We start from the raw sequence: 17,408 nt of genomic DNA, 5'->3' as shown, positions 1-17,408 counted from the left end.
CCAGGGCCTGAAGCTCTGTCAACAGGCCCTATCTCACCGCACAGGCCTGGGACACGCGCTGCGCGAGCTGCTGCAGCGCCACCCAGGGGTCGGCCGGCCAGTCGGGCTGTTTGAGGCCCTTGACGATGCCATCGACCGTGTGGGCATCGCGCAGCCAGCGCGCCAGGGTGGCGGTGCCCAACTGCGGCAACACACGCTCCATGAGCTTTTCCTTGACGCCCCAGACCCGGTTCTCGCGCAAGGCCATGGGCAGCGGGCGGCCCGCGTCCATGGCGTGGCGCACGCGGTTGAGCGTGCGGATGTCTTCGGACAGGGCCCAATGCACCAGCACCGCGGCCTCGCCCTCGGCCTGCAGGCCATCGAGCATGCGCTGCACGCGCAGGCTCTGGCCGCCCAGCACCGCTTCGGCGAGCTTGAAGGCGTCGTAGCGCGCCACGTTGAGCACGGCGGCCTCCACCTGGTCAAAGCCAAGCTCACCCGGCGGGTGCAGCAGCGCGAGCTTCTGGATTTCCTGGTGCGCGGCGAGCAGGTTGCCCTCGACCCGGTCGGCGAAAAACTGCAGCGTGCGCTGCCCCTCTTCACCCGCGGCCACACGCTGGCCCTGCTGCTGCAGGCGCTGCGCGATCCATTGCGGCAGGGCCTTGCGGTCCACCGGGTCCACGCGCACCGTCACCCCGAAGCTGTCGAGCGCGGCAAACCAGGCGCCCTTCTGGGTCGCGGCGTCCAGCCGGGGCAGGACCACCAGCGTGAGCGTGCTGTCGTTGCCTTCGGCGCTGGCGGCCAGTTGCTGCAATACCTGCGATCCGTCCTTGCCGGGTTTGCCCGAAGGGACCCGGATCTCGATCAGTTGTTTGTCGGCGAACAGGCTCAACGAGCCGCCGCTGGCGAGCACCTCGCTCCAGTCGAAGTGCGCGCCGGCCACGGTGTGCACCGTGCGTTCGGTGTAGCCCTGTTCGCGCGCGGCCGCGCGGATGGCATCGCCCGCTTCCTGGATCAGCAGCGGCTCGTCGCCGTACAAGGTGTAGAGGCTGCGCAGGCCGCGCTGGAGCTGGCTGGCGAGCTGCGGCGCCGCGACCTGCATGGGGCGGCGCTCAGAGCGACTTCACGGCAGCCAGGCGGCGCATGACCTGCTGCACGATGTCGCCCTGCATGTCGTTGAACATCATGTATTCCTCGGAGGCCTTGGCGAGCGCGGCCGTTTCGGTGAAGCTGATGTCGCGCTCCAGCAGCATCTCGGTGCTCTCGATCAGGCTCTTGCCCGCTGTGGTGCTCAGGCTGAAGCGAAACCGGGTGCGCAACTGCAGCTCGCGCACCTGGCCCGCCGCGGTCTGCCCCACCACCGCGCGCTCGCGCTGGTCCACCAGCACCGCCAGCACCACCTGGGCCTCCTGAGCGGCGGGGGAGGACGAATTCAACACGCGGATATCGGACGCCGCGAGCGCGCGCTGCAGGGCGCGCGACACTGGCGAGTTCTCATAGTTCGACACCCTCACCGAGTCAAACGCGAATGTCGGCGCCTGGCGCAGCGCGAAGCCACACCCGGTGAGCAGGCCGCCGGAGAGCACGACGCCCGCCCCGGCCAAGCCACGCAGGAGCGCACGCCGTTCGGCGACGACGCCAGTGGCGCCCGTCAAGGGCTGGCCGGAAATGGGGGAGTGGGGGTTTGAAATGGGCGTCATGGCACGGAGTTTTATACCACCAGGTTGACCAGCCGGCCGGGCACCACCACCACCTTTTTCGGGGCGGCGCCGTTGGCCTGTTTCTGGAACGCTTCGCTCGCCAACGCCGCCGCTTCGATGGTGGCCTTGTCGGCGTTGGCCGGCACGGTGATCGAGCCACGCAGCTTGCCGTTGATCTGCAGCACGAGTTCGATTTCGTCGCGCTGCAGCGCGGCTTCGTCGGCCTGCGGCCAGGGGGCGTCAAGCAGTTCGCCCGATGCGGCGGCGTAGCCGAGTTCGACCCAGAGGCTGTGGGCGATGTGCGGCGTGGCCGGGTAGATACAACGCAGCAGGATGGCGAAGCCTTCGGCGAGCGCGGCGTTGTCACCCGCGGAGCCGTCGGACTTGAAGTCGTCCAGCGCGTTGAGCATCTTCATCGCGCCCGAGACCACGGTGTTGTACTGCATGCGCTGGTAGTCGTAGTCCACCTGCTTGAGCACGGTGTGGATCTCCAGGCGCAACGCCTTGGCGACCTTGGACAGACTCTGGCCCGACACGCCAGCGGCCAGGGCGCCCAGTCCCCCGATGGCGCTGAGCTTGTGGCCGAAGCCCCAGACCCGGCGCAGGAAGCGGTAACTGCCTTCCACCGCCGCATCGTTCCACTCCAGCGTGGCCTCGGGCGGCGCGGTGAACATGGTGTACAGGCGCGCGGTGTCGGCGCCGTACTTCTCGATCAGGTCCTGCGGGTCGACGCCGTTGTTCTTGGACTTGGACATGGTGCCCACGCCCTCGTAATCGATGGCCGTTCCCACGGGCAGCATGCCGTCACCACTGGCGGCCGGGTTCTTCAACTTGGCGCCCACCACCTTGCCCGTGTCGTCGAGCACGTGCTCCACGTCGTGCGGCCAGAAGTAGTCCTTGCCGCCCTTCTCGGTGCGGCGCGAGTAGATGTGGTTGAGCACCATGCCCTGGGTCAGCAGCTTGCTGAAGGGTTCGTCCACCTTCACCAGGCCGAGGTCACGCATGACCTTGGTCCAGAAGCGGGCGTACAGCAGGTGCAGGATGGCGTGTTCGATGCCGCCGATGTACTGGTCCATCGGCATCCAGTAGTCCGCCCCCTCGGCCACCATCTTCTCGCTGTTGGTGGGGTCGCAATAGCGCATGAAGTACCAGGACGAATCCACGAAGGTGTCCATGGTGTCGGTTTCGCGGCGGGCGGGCTTGCCGCAGACGGGGCAGGTGACGCCGGCGTGGAAGCCTTCGTGTTTGTGCAGCGGGTTGCCCGAGCCGTCGGGGATGCAGTCCTGCGGCAGCACCACCGGCAGGTCCTGCGCGGGCACCGGCACCGCGCCGTGTTCGGCGCAGTGGATGATGGGGATGGGCGTGCCCCAGTAGCGCTGGCGGCTGATGCCCCAGTCGCGCAGGCGGAAGGTGGTCTTCTTTTCGCCCAGACCCTGGGCAGCCAGCAGTTCGGCGACCTTGTCCACAGCCGCCTTCTGGTTCATACCGTCGAGCACACCCGAGTTGACGCACACGCAGCGCTGCTTGTCACCGTACCAGTCGGCCCAGGCGGCGGTCGAGAAGGTTTCGCCCTCCACCGCCACGACCTGCTGGATCTTCAGGTCGTACTTCAGCGCGAACGCGAAGTCGCGCTCGTCGTGCGCCGGCACGCCCATCACAGCGCCGTCGCCGTAGCTCATGAGCACGTAGTTGCCGACCCAGACCTCGACCTGTGCGCCGGTCAGCGGGTGGGTGACGAACAGGCCGGTGGCCATGCCCTTCTTTTCCTGCGTGGCGAGTTCGGCTTCGGTCGTGCCACCGGTCTTGCACTCTTCGATGAACGCAGCGAGCGCAGGGTTGGTCAAGGCGGCGTGGTGGGCCAGCGGGTGTTCGGCCGCCACGGCGCAGAAGGTCACGCCCATGATGGTGTCGGCGCGCGTGGTGAACACGTACATCTTGCCGTCGCCGATCAGCGCTCCGTCCGCAGCTTTGATCGTGTGCGGGAACGCGAAACGCACGCCCTCGCTCTTGCCGATCCAGTTTTCCTGCATCAGGCGCACCTTGTCGGGCCAGCCGTTGAGGGTGGCCTTGGGGTTGCCCAGTTGCACGTGGTCCAGCAGTTCGTCGGCGTAGGAGGTGATGTTCAGGTAGTAGCCGGGGATCTCGCGCTTTTCCACCGTGGCGCCGGTGCGCCAGCCCTTGCCGTCGATCACCTGCTCGTTGGCCAGCACGGTCTGGTCCACCGGGTCCCAGTTGACGATCTGGGTCTTGCGGTAGGCGATGCCTTTTTCCAGCATCTTGAGGAACAGCCACTGGTTCCACTTGTAGTAACTGGGGTCGCAGGTGGCCACTTCGCGCGACCAGTCGATGGCCAGGCCCATCGCCTGCATCTGCTGCTTCATGTAGGCGATGTTCTCGTACGTCCACTTGGCCGGCGGCACGCCGTTTTTCAGCGCCGCGTTCTCGGCCGGCAGGCCGAAGGCGTCCCACCCCATGGGCATGAGCACGTTGTGGCCGTTCATGCGCAGGTAGCGCGTGAGCATGTCGTTGATGGTGTAGTTGCGCACATGGCCCATGTGCAGCTTGCCGCTGGGGTAGGGCAGCATGGAGCAGGCGTAGAACTTCTTCTTGCCCGCGTCTTCGCTCACGCGGTAGGCGTCGTTGGCGTTCCAGTGGGCGTGCGCGGCGCGCTCGACGTCTTTGTGCTGATAGGTCGGTTGCATGAAACAGCGGGCCAGTTGCCCGGCGGCAGGGGTTGTGTGAGCCAGCGCGGACCCGCCTCGGTGGCCCGGAAGAATGGCCCAGGGCGGGTGCGTCGCAAAGCCTGGATTTTAGGGCTTGGCACACCGGGCCGGACGCGGCACCCATGCCCGGTCGTGAGCGGGTGCGGGAGGCAGTGGGAAAAGGCGTGGACAGAACCGCCCGCTGCGCACGCGGACAACCCCGTCAGGCACCGCTTTCTGGGTCACGCCGGATGGCAGACCACGGTGCGGGGGACCGGTCAAGGCCTGGACCGTCCCGTCGATCAGCGAAAAAGAAGATCAGAGATTCTTGTTCAAGGAACGGCTCACCGTTCCATTGGCCTGCACGAACCACGAAGCGCTATCGGTCACCAGCTGACCGCCCACCGTGTGGAACCGTACCGTCAGGCCCTGCGTCGAGCCATAGGAATAGTCCGACCATCCCAGCATGAAGTCGGATTCCTGATGAGGTGGTTCACCCACGATGCCAATGACCTGCGCCTTGCTCATGCCGGAGCCCACGGTGTTGTAGGCGCCCTCCAGGTTGAGCACGCCCTGCTTGTCCAGACCGTCATCGCTGTCGCTGCCACCGCATGCCGACAACACCAGCGCGGCGGCGCCGGCCAGCGCCAGTTGTGCGAATGCCCGCCGCCCGGCTGGCTTGTGTCCCTGCTTCATCAACGCTCTCCTTGGGTTTCAAACGGACTCTGAATGGATGGAGCTGGCATGTTCCCTCGCCCCGCTCGTGAAGGCCTATAGCATAGCCCCAAGCCGGGGCCCGATGGTGCACAGAAAACGACAGCGAAATGCGCGATCCGGCGGCACCCGCGCCCGGAAACACCGGCGTTCAGGGCTGTGCGCTGGCACCCGGGAGTTGCAGCGCCTTGGCGGTTTCGGCATCGGTCACGAACCCGATCCGCGCCAGCCCGGCCTGCTGCGCAACGCCAATGAGCTGGGCCAGCTTGCCATAAGGCACGGCCGCATCGGCACGCAGCTGCAGTTCGGTGGCCGGATCGCGGCGGGCGGTTTCCTCCAGCCGCTGGCGCAAGGTGACGAGGTCAATCGGCTGGTCATCCCAGAAGATCTGTCCCTGCGCATCCAGACCGATGGAGACGAAGGCTTCGGGCTCCTCCGCCTGCACGGGGGTGCTGGTCTTCGGCAACTCCAGCTCCAGCCGGCTCGCCATCAGCGGCGCGGTGATGATGAAGATGACCAGCAGAACCAGCATCACGTCCACCAGGGGTGTGACGTTGATGTCGCTCATGGGCTGGTGGCCCGCGGGTTTTTCCAGGCGCCCGAAACTCATGATCTCTCGCTCCTTCGCAGGCGCGGCCCGAGGGGCCTGGCGGCGGTTCGGCAGCTCACAGGGTGGGCTCCTTGTGCAGGAGCAGTTCGCGCAGATCGCGCGCAAAACCTTCCAGATCGGCCTCGATGCGTGCGATCTGGCGACCCAGCACGTTATAGGCCAGCACAGCGGGAATCGCGACGGCAAGACCGGCGGCGGTCATCACCAGCGCTTCGCCCACGGGGCCGGACACCTGCTCGATGCGAAAACGGCCGTCTTCCCCGATGGCGATGAGGGCGTTGTAAATGCCCCAGACCGTGCCCAGCAAACCCACGAAGGGTGCGGTGGACCCCACGGTGGCCAACAACACTTGGCCAAACTGCAACCGGTGCAACACCCGGTGCAGGGCATCGCGCAGCACACGGGTGAGCTGCTGAGACCGATCGCCCGCCGCAGCCAGTGTCTGGGGCATGGCCTGCTCGATGGTCCGCGCGGCCTGCAACAGCGGCAACACCAGGCGTTGCGCGTCAAACGTGGACAGGCGCTGCTGCGCGTCGTCCAGATGCGCCGCCTGCCAGAACGCCGCCGTGGAGAGGCGCACGTCGGACACGGCGCGGCGCAGCATCCAGGCCTTCCAGAGGATCACCACCCAGCTCGCCACCGACATGGACAGCAACAGCAGGGCCACGCTGCGACTGATCGCGTCACCCTGCATCACACTTTGCCAGACACCCAAGATCGTTCTCCGGTACTTCGTGCTCAGCGCAGGCCGAGCACATCAAACATGTCGTACAGACCACTGCGCTTGTCCGCCAGGAAACGCACCGCGCGCAGGCTGCCCTGGGCGTAGGTGACCCGGCTGCTGGACTTGTGCGTGACCTCGATGCGCTCGCCCGTCCCGGCAAACAGCACCGTGTGGTCGCCCACGATGTCGCCCCCCCGGATGGTGGCAAAACCGATGCTTGACGGATCGCGCTCGCCGGTCACACCCTCGCGGGCATAGACCGCGCAGTCCTTCAGATCGCGGCCCAGTGCGCCGGCGATCACCTCACCCATCTTGAGCGCGGTACCGCTGGGCGCGTCCACCTTGTGCCGATGGTGCGCTTCGATGATCTCGATGTCGTAGCCGGTGGACAGCGCCTTGGCAGCCATCTCCAACAGCTTGAGCGTGACATTCACGCCCACGCTCATGTTGGGCGCCATCACGATGGCGATCTGCTGCGCGGCTTCGGCGATCTCGACCTTCTGCGCCTCGCTGAAACCGGTGGTACCGATCACCACGTTGACCCCGTGCTTCACGCATTCGCGCAGGTGCGCCAATGTCCCTTCCGGTCGCGTGAAGTCGATCAGGAACTGGCTGCCCGAGAGCCCGGCACCGAGATCGGCACTGATGACCACGCCCGTCGTGTGTCCCGCGAAGGCCCCCGCATCCTGGCCAACAGCGGAGCTGCCCGCCCTGTCCAGCGCACCGCTGAGCACGCAGTCCGCGCTGTCACGCACGGCCTCGACCAGCATATGCCCCATGCGCCCGCTGGCACCGGCGACACATACGCGGTGCAGTCCCTGAGACGCGGCGCTCACCGGGACGCCCCCGGGGTTTCCAGTGGCGGATAGCTGGTGGCCGGTGCGGCGGTCGGCGCAGCGGGCGCGGTGTCGCTCTTGGACTCGGGGTTGTTTTCCTGGAACTTCTTCAACTGCTCTTCGGTGGCTTTGAGCACGGGGACCTTGTCGGACTTGCGGCGCACATCGAGCGAAGCCACGAAGTCGGCCTCGCTGGGCAGCTCATCGGCCTCGAAGCGCTCCAGCACATCCCCTTTGAAAAACAGCGCCACCTTGCGCTGCTGGGGCGATTGCCCCTGCCGGCGGAAGGTGAACACGTAGTCCCAGCGATCGGCATGGAAAACGCTGGTCAACAAGGGCGAACCGAGCAGATCGCGTACCTGGGAACGGGACATGCCCGGCTGCAGCGCCTGGGCCTGTTCGCGCGTGACCACGTTGCCCTGGAGGATGTCGATCTTGTACGGCGTGACCAGGCTCCCCACCGAAGGCAGTTTGTCCCCGACGCTGCCACAGGCGGACAACGCGGCGGCTCCCGCGAGCGCGCACAGCACCCGCACCAAGTGGCGGGGCTTCTGTCGCGGGCCCGGGTGGGACGGTGGGAAGGGGGTGTGTTGGTGCATAGGGATAAACCGTGAAAGGCACTCGGATTCGCATGCGCCGACGGGGGACAATGTCTCCCCCGGCGCACGCTGGCGATATGATCTTCATTGTAGCCCCGGGGTAGGTCCACCCACGTTGCCGCCCTGCGCTGCCAGGGGGGCACCACAACCCCCTGAAATCGGCCCGTTCAACCCCTGCACACCGCCCATGACCAATATCGATGAACTGAAAAGCACGGGACTCAAGGCCACCCTGCCACGGCTGAAGATTCTGGAAGTCTTCCAGAACGCCAAGCAGCGCCACATGACGGCCGAGGATGTGTTCCGTGTCCTGCTGGACGAGCGCTCCGACATCGGGCTGGCCACGGTCTACCGCGTCCTCATGCAATTCGAACAGGCCGGCCTGCTCACGCGCAGCAACTTTGAGTCGGGCAAGGCGGTCTACGAACTCAACGAAGGCCAGCACCACGATCACCTGGTCTGCCTGGACTGCGGCCGGGTCGAGGAATTTTTTGATTCGGAAATTGAAAAACGCCAGCAGATGGTGGCCAAGACCCGCGGCTTCATCCTGCAGGAGCACGCGCTCTCGCTGTACGCCAATTGCAGCAAGCCCGACTGCCCTCACCGGCACAACAACCCGGGGCATCGCTGAAGGCAGAAGCCCCCGGCACGGGCGGGCCGCCCCGCCTTATTCGCCGCGCGCCATGGCCGCGCGGTGGCGCGCCACGAATTCCTGGTAGGTATCGATCCCGCGCAACTGCAGGATGGTGTTGCGCACCGCGGCCTCGACCAGCACGGCGATGTTGCGGCCGGCCACCACCTGGATGACCGCCTTGCGCACCGGCACGCCCAGCACATCCTGGTACAACGGCTCGTGGGGCATGCGCTCGAAGTCGCGCTCCATGGTTTCGCGGCGCACCAGGTGCACGATCAGGGACAGCCGCATCTTGCGGCGCACCGCGGTCTCGCCAAAGATGGCCTTGATGTCGAGCAGGCCGATGCCGCGCACTTCCAGCAGGTTCTGCAACAACTCGGGGCAACGGCCCTCGATGCTGGTCTGGTTGATCCGGTAGAGGTCCACCGCGTCGTCGGCCACCAAGCCGTGCCCGCGCGAAATGAGCTCCAGACCGAGCTCGCTCTTGCCCAGTCCGGATTCGCCCGTGATCATCACGCCCATGCCCAGGATGTCCATGAAGACGCCGTGCATGGACGCACGATCCGCGAAATGGCGCGACAGATAGGCGCGCAGCACATCGATGACAAAGGCCGCCGACTCCTGGGTGGCGAACATCGGAATCTGCGCCCGCTCGCACATGGCCATGAGGGCATCGGGCGCGGTCTGCCCGTCGGCCACCACGAGCACCGGCGGCTCCAGCGTCACGATGCGCGCCACCCGGCGGCGGTTGTCGTCTTCGCTGGGGCTGGTGAGGTAGGCCACCTCGCGCTCGCCAAACACCTGCACCCGGTAGGGATGGATGTAATTGAGGTAACCGACCAGATCGGCCCCTGAGCGCGCCTCACGGATCGCGACCTCGTCAAACCGCCGCTCCGACGCCCCGAGCCCCGCGATCCACTGCCACTTCAGAGCATCCCGGTGGTCTTCGAACAGAACGTCGGCACTGACGACGGTGGGTTTCAAGCGCAGACTCTCCGAACAACGGCGCCGGGCCCGACGATCGACCGGCGCTCACCCCGATGGACCCGCCCGCGCCGAAGGCCGTCCCCCGAGCGATGGGCGTCCTGCAACGGACTGGCCAGCAAGGGACGCAAAAGAGCGGACAAGCTCAGGCGGCGGCGTGCGCCGACTGCCAGGATGTGATCTGGCCGTGCAGCGCCACGGCATCGCTCGATGTCTTCATCTGCTCGCGCAAGGCGCTGTCGCTGAGCAGCTCGGCGATTTCGGAGAGGATTTCCAGATGCTTCTGGGTCGCCGCTTCGGGCACCAGGAGAAAGATCATGAGCTGCACCGGCTGCTCGTCCGGGGCATCGAAACCGATCGGACTGGCCAGTTGGAACACCGCGGCCAGCGGCTGCTTCAGCCCCTTGATGCGGCCATGGGGAATGGCCACGCCGTGGCCCAGCCCGGTGGAGCCCAGGCGTTCACGAGCAAAGAGACTGTCGGTGATCAGCGCACGGTTGAGGCCATGCAGGGTTTCAAACAACAGGCCCGCTTCTTCGAAGGCGCGTTTTTTGCTGGTGGCATCGACGCCGACGAGCACTTGCGCGGCGGGCAATATGGCAGAGAGTCGGTTCATGTGGGCCTCTTGGACCGCAAATTATGCCGAGTTGGGCGGCGTTGGCTAGACCGGGAAAACAAAAAAGCCGCTTGACTTTTGAAGCGGCTCGCTGCATTGCAACATAACGACCGGGCCGCCGGTGGGCGACCCGTGATTTCCATCACATCAAACGTTTGGCACTCTCGTGGGCATGGTCTTGTGCTTTGTCCTTGTAGCGCAACACCTGCCGGTCCAGCTTGTCGGCCAGCTCGTCCACGGCGGCGTACAGATCGGCGTGAGCGCTTTCGGCGAACAGATCCCGTCCCTTGACGTGGATGTTGCATTCGGCCTTCTGGCGCATGTCTTTTTCTTTCAGGTTGTCCACTGTCAGCAGCACCTTGATATCGACCACCTGGTCGAAGTGTCGGGATATGCGTTCAAGCTTGGTCGTGACGTAACCGCGCAGGGCGGGCGTGACCTCGAGGTGGTGACCGCTGATCGTCAAGTTCATGGAAGAGCCTCCTAATGCTCCGGGTTGACACAAGCCGCCGGGCGGTCAGACCTCCCGGCGGCACGGGGATGTCTTGAGCCCACTATGCCCATGAAACCGGGGCGACGCAAGCACGCACCGCAACAAAGCATGAAAACGCGAACCTTGGCACTCAGCTGACCGCCCATGGGTCATGGCGTTGCAGCCTGCCCCGCGCCAGCGCCATGCACGCGCAGGCGGCGCGCCATGAAGATGGCGGCCAGGCTGGCGCAGGCCCCCAAAAGACCCGACACCCAGTAGTGTTGAACGAGCCCAGCCGTGTCCCGGCTGATGATGAGCCCGCCCAGAAACGAGGCCAGTCCCATCGCGGCGGATTGCACCGACGCATTGAGGGCCATGAAGGTGCCGCGCAGGGCGGGGTTGGCCGCGCCGGTCACGAGCGCCATGCCGGGGATCATGCGCCCGCTCATGCAGATGAACAGCGCGGTGGACACGATCAACACGCCCCACAGCGGCCACAGCGGCATCAGGGTGGTGGCGAGCATGGGCACGATCACCGCCAGCGCGAGCATGGTGAAGGTCCGGACCTTGCCCAGCCGGTCGGCCAGCCGGCCAAACAGCCGCGCGGTGAACAGGGTGGCCACCCCGCCACACAGGTACAGGTAGGGAATCTGGGTCTCCTGCACCCCCACATTGGTCTGCATGTAGATGGTGAGGTAGGGCAGAACGGTGAAGCCGGTGAACATCAGCAAGGCGGAAAAGGCGAACGCCCGCTGGTGGTTGGGCTCCGCGAGCACCATGCCGATGCCGCGCCAGATCGAGGGCCGGTCCTTGACCAGCAGGTGGTGGTTGAGCCTGGGCAAGGTCAGCGCGGCCCCCAGCGCCAGCACGCCACTGAGCAGCGCGATGCCGATGAAGGGCGCCTGCCAGCTCCAGTGGCTCGCCAGGAACAGCCCCAGGGGAACGCCCGCGACGGTGGACACCGAAAAGGACGACATCACGATGCCCATGGCGCGACCGCGCCGCTCGAAGGGCACCACGTCGGCCACGATGGTCTGCGACAGCGCCGAGAGCACGCCGCCGAACATGCCGGCGGCCACGCGCGCGACCATCAGGAAACCGTAGCCGGGCGCGAGGCCGCAGGCCAGCGTGGCCAGCGCAAACAGCCCGTACAGGGTGATCAGCAGGCGTTTGCGATCAAAACGATCCACATAGGTGGCCGCCGCCAGGCCCGAGGCGCCGGCCGAGAGCGTGTACGCCGACACCAGCAGCCCGAACTGCGCATCGCTGATGCCGAAGAGCCGCGTGAACTGCGGCCCCAGCGGCATCATGATCATGAAATCGAGGATGTGGGTGAACTGGATGCCGGCGATGGTGATCAACAACCACAGCTCGCGCCGGTGTGACAGGGAAATGGTCTTGTTGTTCATGAATGGGGTCCGGTCCGGCCCTCCGAGAGGCCAGCGGTGGAGGATACGCAGCCAGGCGACCCCGCTCCCGACGCACCGCCAATGCCCTGACAGGCTGCCCTGACTTCCCACCGCCCAGGAGGGGGCGGACACGAAGGGGCTCAAGTGTGATGCCCGGGTGTCGAAATACCCAGGACACACCGGGAGTCCGTGACGCCATGACCACCATTGCCCTTCAAGAGCCACCATCCGCCGCGGCGAATGCCGGGCCACTGGCGGCACCGACGGTTCTGACCGTCGATGACGAACCCTCCGTATTGAGCGCATTGCGCCGCGTCTTCCGGGCACAGGGCATCGCGACCCTGCAGGCCACCAGCGCCGCCGAAGGCCTGGCGCTGCTGAAGACCCACCGGGTGGATCTGGTGATCTCGGACATGCGCATGCCCGAAATGGACGGGGCGCGTTTCCTGGAACTGGTGCGCTCCCATGACGAGGGCATCGCGCGCATTCTGCTGACCGGTTACGCCGACATTTCAGCCACGATCGCGGCCATCAACAAAGGCGCCATCCACCGGTACATCTCCAAGCCATGGGACGACCAGGACCTCGTTCTGGTGGTGCGCGAAGCCCTGATCCGGCGCGGCCTGGAACAGCAGAACGCCGAACTGACCGAGTTGACGAAGCGGCAGAACGAACAGCTTCGCGACGCCAACCAGACCCTGGAGTCGCGCGTGGCCGCGCGAACCGCCGAACTCCAGCAGATCAACGGCATGCTGGACGCGGCATACGAGGATCTGGACAACACCTTCGTGCTGGCGGTCAACGTGTTTTCCAGCCTGATGGAGATGCGCGTCGGCAACTCCGGCCATTCACGCCGTGTGGCCGATCTGAGCCGCGAGACCGCCAGGCGCCTGGGCTTGTCGGACCGCGAGATCCGCGATATCCATCTGGCCGCGCTGGTCCACGACGTGGGCAACATCGGGTTTCCCGACGCAATGCTGGGCAAGTCGGTCTCCGCCTACAACCCGGAAGAAACCCAGCGCTACCGGCGCCACCCGATCGACGGCGAAACCACGTTGATGGCGCTGTCGCAGCTGCAAGGGGTGGCGCGCATCGTGCGCCAGCACCACGAACGCGTGGACGGAAAAGGTTTTCCCGATGGCCTGGCGGCGCCCGAGATCGTGATGGGCGCGCGCATCGTGGCAGCGGCCAGCGATCTGGACGACATGATCAACGGCAACCTGGGGGACCAGCGCTGCACCGTGGAACGCGCGCAGAAATTGCTCCACGGCGGCATTGACACGCGCTACGACCGCTCCGTGGTCGAAACCATGATCAAGGTCGTCGATGACCTGGCGGCCGCGGCCAAGGCGGACGTGCACATGGATGTGCGCGATCTGCGTCCCGGCATGGTGCTGGCACGCGACCTGGTGTCGTCCAGAGGAGCCATCCTGCTGGCGGCGGGCTATGTGTTCGACGAACGCGTGGTCAAGCAGGTGGGCGACTTTTCCGCGAGGGAAGGCGTTCGGCTCACGCTGTGGATCCGCAAGAGCTCGATCCCGCAGGACGCCAAAGCCCTGGATGTGCCGAGGAGCCAGTCATGATGGACGTCGCGGACCAACAGAAATCGAATGCCGCGGTGGCCCGGGAGATCGTCGACGCGGTGGCCGTTCCCTCGGCCTTGCTGGGAGACGGGCGGATCCTGGCGGCCAACGATGCGTTGTGCCGGCTGGGCTCGCGCAGTCCGTCGGCGCTGCTCGGCATGTCCTTGCTGGATCTGGTGGACGAGAGCACGCGCGCGCCTCTGCACGCCGCGATCCTGACCTGCTCGGAGCACGGCGAGGTACCGCCCGTGGTTTCGGGTTCGGTCATGACCCCCGACGGGGGGCTTCGTCCGGTGGAGATCCATGCCCGGCAGGTCTGTTTCGACGATCGGGTCCAGGTGGTGGTGACCTGCGTGGATCTCAGCGACGTGATGCACGTGCAAAGCAGTTTGCTGGGCATGACCGAGATGCTGTCGCAGATCATCGACGGGGCCTCGGTGGCGTCGCTGGTGATCGACCAGTACCACCGGGTGACGCACTGGAACACGGCCTGCGAGCGCATGACGGGCATCAAGCGCAACGAGGTGCTCGGGTCGCGAGAGGGCTGGAAGGCGTTCTACCCGGAACAGCGCCCCTTGCTCGCGGACATGATCGTCGATGGGGTCGATGAAGCAACCATGCGGTCGTTCTACGGCGGGCAGATGCACCGTTCCTCCATCATCGCCGGCGGTGTCGAGGTCGAGGCCTTCTTTCCACAGTTCGGCACCTCGGGCAAGTGGCTGTTTTTCACGGCCGCCCCCCTCTACGACGCCCGGGGCGCGGTGATCGGGGCCATCGAAACCCTGCAGGACGTGACCGCCCGCAGGACCTCGGAAGACGAGCTGCTGCGGCACCGCAACGAGCTCGAAGAACTCGTCCGGCAACGCTCGGCCGAGCTGGCGGCCACCGCCCGTGACCTGGAGCTGTTCATCGCCAATTCGCCCATCGGGGTGGCCTATGCCAAGAAAGGCGTGATCCAGCGCGTCAATCCCGCCATGGCCGACATGTTCGGTTATGCCGCGTCCGACATGGCCGGTCTGCCGGCCCGTGCGACCTACCTGACGGAAGAGGACTTCGCCAACTTTGAAAGCTATGTCATTCCCCGGTTCAAAAAAGGCGAACCCATTCACCTGGAGATGTGGATGCGCCGCGCCGATGGCCATCCCATCTGGGTGCAGGTCGATGCTTACGTGGCCAACTCGGCGGCCCCAGGTCTTGGCACCTGGTGGATGATGCAGGACCGCTCCGACATCCGCGATGCCCAGGCACAGCTGCAGGAGCGGATCAACCAGCTCGATGCGATGAACCATCAGCTGGAGGAAGCGCAGAACCAGCTGCTTCAGCAGGACAAGATGGCGTCGATCGGGCAACTGGCGGCCGGCGTGGCGCACGAGATCAACAACCCGATCGGCTTCGTCAGCTCCAACCTCAACTCCCTGCGCCAATACGTCACCGGTCTCTTGGACCTGAGCGAGGCCTGCGACGCGGCGGTGGCCGCCCCGGGCGACGCCACCGCGGCCGCCGCGCTGACGAAGAAGCGGGAAGAGGTCGAGATCGAGTTCCTGCGCGAGGACCTCCCGCTGCTGCTGGACGAATGCGCCGAGGGCCTGGGGCGTGTCAAGAAGATCGTGCAGGACCTCAAGGACTTCTCGCGCGTCGATCATTCGGACTGGCAGGAGGCCGATCTGAACGTGGGCCTGGAGTCCACCCTCAACGTCGTGCGCCACGAAGTGAAATACAAGGCCGAGGTGGTCAAGAAGCTCGCACCGCTGCCACCGGTGCTGTGCCTGGCCGCCCAGCTCAACCAGGTGTTCATGAACCTGATCGTCAACGCGGCGCACGCCATTGTGGACAAGGGAACGATCACCTTGTTGTCCGGCGTCGAGCAGGACTGGGTCTGGGTGCAGGTGGAGGACACGGGCTGCGGCATGAGCGCCGAAGTCCAGCGCCGGATCTTCGAGCCCTTCTTCACCACCAAGGACGTGGGCAAGGGAACCGGGCTGGGCATGTCGCTGTCGTTCTCCATCGTTCAGAAACACGGCGGCACGATCCAGGTGCGCTCCACCGTCGGGGAGGGCACGGCCATCCGCGTCTGGCTGCCGGTCGCGGGACCCGTTGCGCAAGGGAAAGACACCATTCCACCGGTGTGGGAGCACGAACATGAACACACAGTCTGAGCGCGCCATGTCGCAGACGGATCGCATCAACACGGAAAGCCCCGGTCCGGCAACGGTGCCACGCTTCCAGACGCACTGGAACCTGGTCAGCGGCCAGCTGGTCGCTGTGGAACTGCTCTGGCAAGGCGAGATCCTGGACGGACTGGACGCTTGCGGTCACCCGCTGCGCGAGCGCCAGGAGGCCGCCTGCCGACAAGTGGCCACCGTGCTGGACGGACACGTGGGCGATGTGCGGCTGTGCCTTCCCCTGGAATGGCTGGAGCTGGCGCTGCCCGGCACGGTGGACGACTGGCTGGCCACACTGGCGGCATGGGGTCTGAAGGCCTCGCTGTTGTCGGTGCTGGTTCCGGAGCGCCGGGCGGCAACCGATGGCAAGGCGCTGGCGACAACGCTGATGCCCTTGCGCGCGGCGGGCGTGGAGGTGATCCTGGGTGGCTTCGGGGCCGGCGCGTCGAGCCTGTCCGAACTGCGGGAGCTGCCTCTGGACGTGATCCGGATCGACCGCGCCGTGGTGCCCGACATCGTGACCGACAGCCACGACACCTCGTTGACCCGATCGCTGATCCAGCTCGTTCATGGGCTGCACATGCGCGTCATGGCCGACGGTGTGACCCACGACGACCAGCTGCAACGCCTGGTGGACCACGGATGCGATCTCGCGCAGGGCGACTGTTTCGGCGCCGCGCAGACCGCCGAGGGTCTGCATGCCCTGCTGCACGCGGGCGCATCCATGCCCCAGGGCCTGCTGGGCACGCGTCCACGCCGCCGCACCCTGCTCCTGGTGGACGACGAGGCGGCGATCCTGTCGTCGCTCAAGCGCCTGTTTCGCCGCGATGGCTACCACATCCTCACCGCCACCAGCGGCCGCCAGGGGTTGGAGCTGCTGGCCAGTCAACCGGTGGACGTGATCGTTTCGGACCAGCGCATGCCGGAAATGACGGGCATCGAGTTCCTGCGCGAAGCCAAGCGCCTGTACCCCAACACCGTGCGCCTGACCTTGTCGGGCTACACCGATCTGCAATCGATCATCGAGGCGGTCAACGAGGGTTCCGTGTACAAGTTCCTCACCAAGCCCTGGGACGACGACCTCCTGCGCAACCACGTCGCCAAGGCCTTTGAACAGAGTGAACTGGCCGCGGAGAACTGCCGCCTCGGGGGCGCGGTCCACCGGGCCAACCGGGAGTTGATCGTGGCCAACCAGCGGCTCTCGCGCATGGCGCGCGACGAAAGCGCCCGCCGGCTGGCCATGCAGAGCGCCGCGGGCGCCTCCAGGGACGCCCTGGACGGGCTGCCGATGGCCGTTTTCGGCATCGGAGAAGACGGCATGCTGGCCTACGTCAACCGCTTGGCCGTGCGCCAGTGGCCCGAATGGTCGTCGGCCTTGGGGGGAGACCCAGCGCCCTCCATGCTGCAACTGCTGACCGCGCTGGGACAACCCGCCCAGCGCTCCGACACGGACGGGCTGTGCACCGCCATCAACGGTCGAAACGCCCTCGTCTGGCTCCACCAGGTGCCTGGACAAAAAAAGCCCCTGGGCCATCTGATGATGGTTCAGCTGCTGGAAGACGCCGCCGTCGCGGCCCCGGACCGGCTGGCATGAACCCGCCGCTGCGCACCCAGAACCCCGCCGGTGTCACCCGGCGCATGGGCCCGCGCACGACAACGGTTCTGGTCGGTCATCCAACAACAG

The 17,408-nt window shown here is 66.1% G+C and carries 16 protein-coding genes; 4 read left to right on the top strand and 12 right to left on the bottom strand.

Features of this window, described 5'->3' with window-relative positions:
- Positions 1 to 28: 28 nt before the first annotated feature.
- The 8 genes from holA to KIH07_RS06785 form a co-directional block, all read right to left on the bottom strand.
- Entirely contained in the window at positions 29 to 1,081 is a 1,053-nt protein-coding gene (gene holA / locus KIH07_RS06820; protein WP_226491249.1) for a DNA polymerase III subunit delta, read from the bottom strand.
- A gap of 10 nt (positions 1,082 to 1,091) precedes the next feature.
- Entirely contained in the window at positions 1,092 to 1,679 is a 588-nt protein-coding gene (gene lptE, locus KIH07_RS06815; protein WP_226491248.1) for an LPS assembly lipoprotein LptE, read from the bottom strand.
- Positions 1,680 to 1,690: 11 nt separating this feature from the next.
- Complete coding sequence (gene leuS / locus KIH07_RS06810; protein ID WP_226491247.1) at positions 1,691 to 4,381, bottom strand: leucine--tRNA ligase; 2,691 nt, start codon at positions 4,379 to 4,381, stop codon at positions 1,691 to 1,693.
- A gap of 318 nt (positions 4,382 to 4,699) precedes the next feature.
- Positions 4,700 to 5,077 carry a hypothetical protein gene (locus tag KIH07_RS06805; protein WP_226491246.1) on the bottom strand — a complete coding sequence of 126 codons (378 nt, stop codon included), beginning with the start codon at positions 5,075 to 5,077 and terminating at the stop codon, positions 4,700 to 4,702.
- 169 nt (positions 5,078 to 5,246) lie between these two features.
- On the bottom strand, positions 5,247 to 5,705 hold the full coding sequence (locus KIH07_RS06800) for an ExbD/TolR family protein (protein ID WP_226491245.1): 459 nt from the start codon (positions 5,703 to 5,705) through the stop codon (positions 5,247 to 5,249).
- A gap of 55 nt (positions 5,706 to 5,760) precedes the next feature.
- Entirely contained in the window at positions 5,761 to 6,420 is a 660-nt protein-coding gene (locus tag KIH07_RS06795) for a MotA/TolQ/ExbB proton channel family protein (protein ID WP_413465712.1), read from the bottom strand.
- A gap of 23 nt (positions 6,421 to 6,443) precedes the next feature.
- Positions 6,444 to 7,265: a 4-hydroxy-tetrahydrodipicolinate reductase gene (gene dapB, locus KIH07_RS06790; protein WP_413465711.1), complete on the bottom strand. Its 822-nt coding sequence runs from the start codon at positions 7,263 to 7,265 to the stop codon at positions 6,444 to 6,446.
- Complete coding sequence (locus KIH07_RS06785; RefSeq protein WP_226491244.1) at positions 7,262 to 7,864, bottom strand: outer membrane protein assembly factor BamE; 603 nt, start codon at positions 7,862 to 7,864, stop codon at positions 7,262 to 7,264. Before KIH07_RS06785 ends, dapB begins: the two co-directional genes overlap by 4 nt.
- Before the next feature lie 187 nt (positions 7,865 to 8,051).
- Between KIH07_RS06785 and fur the strand changes: the two genes are divergently transcribed.
- Positions 8,052 to 8,495 carry a ferric iron uptake transcriptional regulator gene (gene fur, locus KIH07_RS06780; protein WP_226491243.1) on the top strand — a complete coding sequence of 148 codons (444 nt, stop codon included), beginning with the start codon at positions 8,052 to 8,054 and terminating at the stop codon, positions 8,493 to 8,495.
- 36 nt (positions 8,496 to 8,531) lie between these two features.
- Here the strand turns inward: fur and hprK are convergent, their stop codons facing one another.
- The 4 genes from hprK to KIH07_RS06760 all read right to left on the bottom strand — a co-directional run bounded on the left by hprK (position 8,532) and on the right by KIH07_RS06760 (position 11,979).
- Positions 8,532 to 9,482 (bottom strand): HPr(Ser) kinase/phosphatase, encoded by a 951-nt coding sequence (hprK, locus tag KIH07_RS06775; RefSeq protein ID WP_068167658.1) that lies wholly within the window; start codon positions 9,480 to 9,482, stop codon positions 8,532 to 8,534.
- A gap of 145 nt (positions 9,483 to 9,627) precedes the next feature.
- Entirely contained in the window at positions 9,628 to 10,098 is a 471-nt protein-coding gene (locus KIH07_RS06770; protein ID WP_226491242.1) for a PTS sugar transporter subunit IIA, read from the bottom strand.
- A 142-nt stretch (positions 10,099 to 10,240) separates the two neighbouring features.
- Positions 10,241 to 10,570 (bottom strand): ribosome hibernation-promoting factor, HPF/YfiA family, encoded by a 330-nt coding sequence (hpf, locus tag KIH07_RS06765; protein WP_226491241.1) that lies wholly within the window; start codon positions 10,568 to 10,570, stop codon positions 10,241 to 10,243.
- A gap of 170 nt (positions 10,571 to 10,740) precedes the next feature.
- Entirely contained in the window at positions 10,741 to 11,979 is a 1,239-nt protein-coding gene (locus KIH07_RS06760; RefSeq protein WP_226491240.1) for an MFS transporter, read from the bottom strand.
- 197 nt (positions 11,980 to 12,176) lie between these two features.
- On the opposite strand from KIH07_RS06760, the gene KIH07_RS06755 reads away from it, so the two are divergent.
- From KIH07_RS06755 to KIH07_RS06745, 3 genes are read left to right on the top strand one after another with little or no spacing between them, the layout of a single operon-like run.
- A complete protein-coding gene (locus KIH07_RS06755; protein ID WP_226491239.1) occupies positions 12,177 to 13,562 on the top strand; it encodes an HD domain-containing phosphohydrolase in 1,386 nt (461 codons plus the stop codon).
- Positions 13,559 to 15,718: a PAS domain S-box protein gene (locus KIH07_RS06750; RefSeq protein ID WP_226491238.1), complete on the top strand. Its 2,160-nt coding sequence runs from the start codon at positions 13,559 to 13,561 to the stop codon at positions 15,716 to 15,718. Before KIH07_RS06755 ends, KIH07_RS06750 begins: the two co-directional genes overlap by 4 nt.
- On the top strand, positions 15,702 to 17,318 hold the full coding sequence (locus KIH07_RS06745) for an EAL domain-containing protein (RefSeq protein ID WP_226491237.1): 1,617 nt from the start codon (positions 15,702 to 15,704) through the stop codon (positions 17,316 to 17,318). Before KIH07_RS06750 ends, KIH07_RS06745 begins: the two co-directional genes overlap by 17 nt.
- The last annotated feature ends 90 nt before the right edge of the window (positions 17,319 to 17,408 follow it).

Source organism: Hydrogenophaga taeniospiralis, assembly GCF_020510445.1.
In the GTDB taxonomy this organism is placed as follows: Bacteria; Pseudomonadota; Gammaproteobacteria; order Burkholderiales; family Burkholderiaceae_C; genus Hydrogenophaga.
Note: the sequence above shows the minus strand (reverse complement) of the source record. Positions and strands in the feature narration are given on the sequence as shown.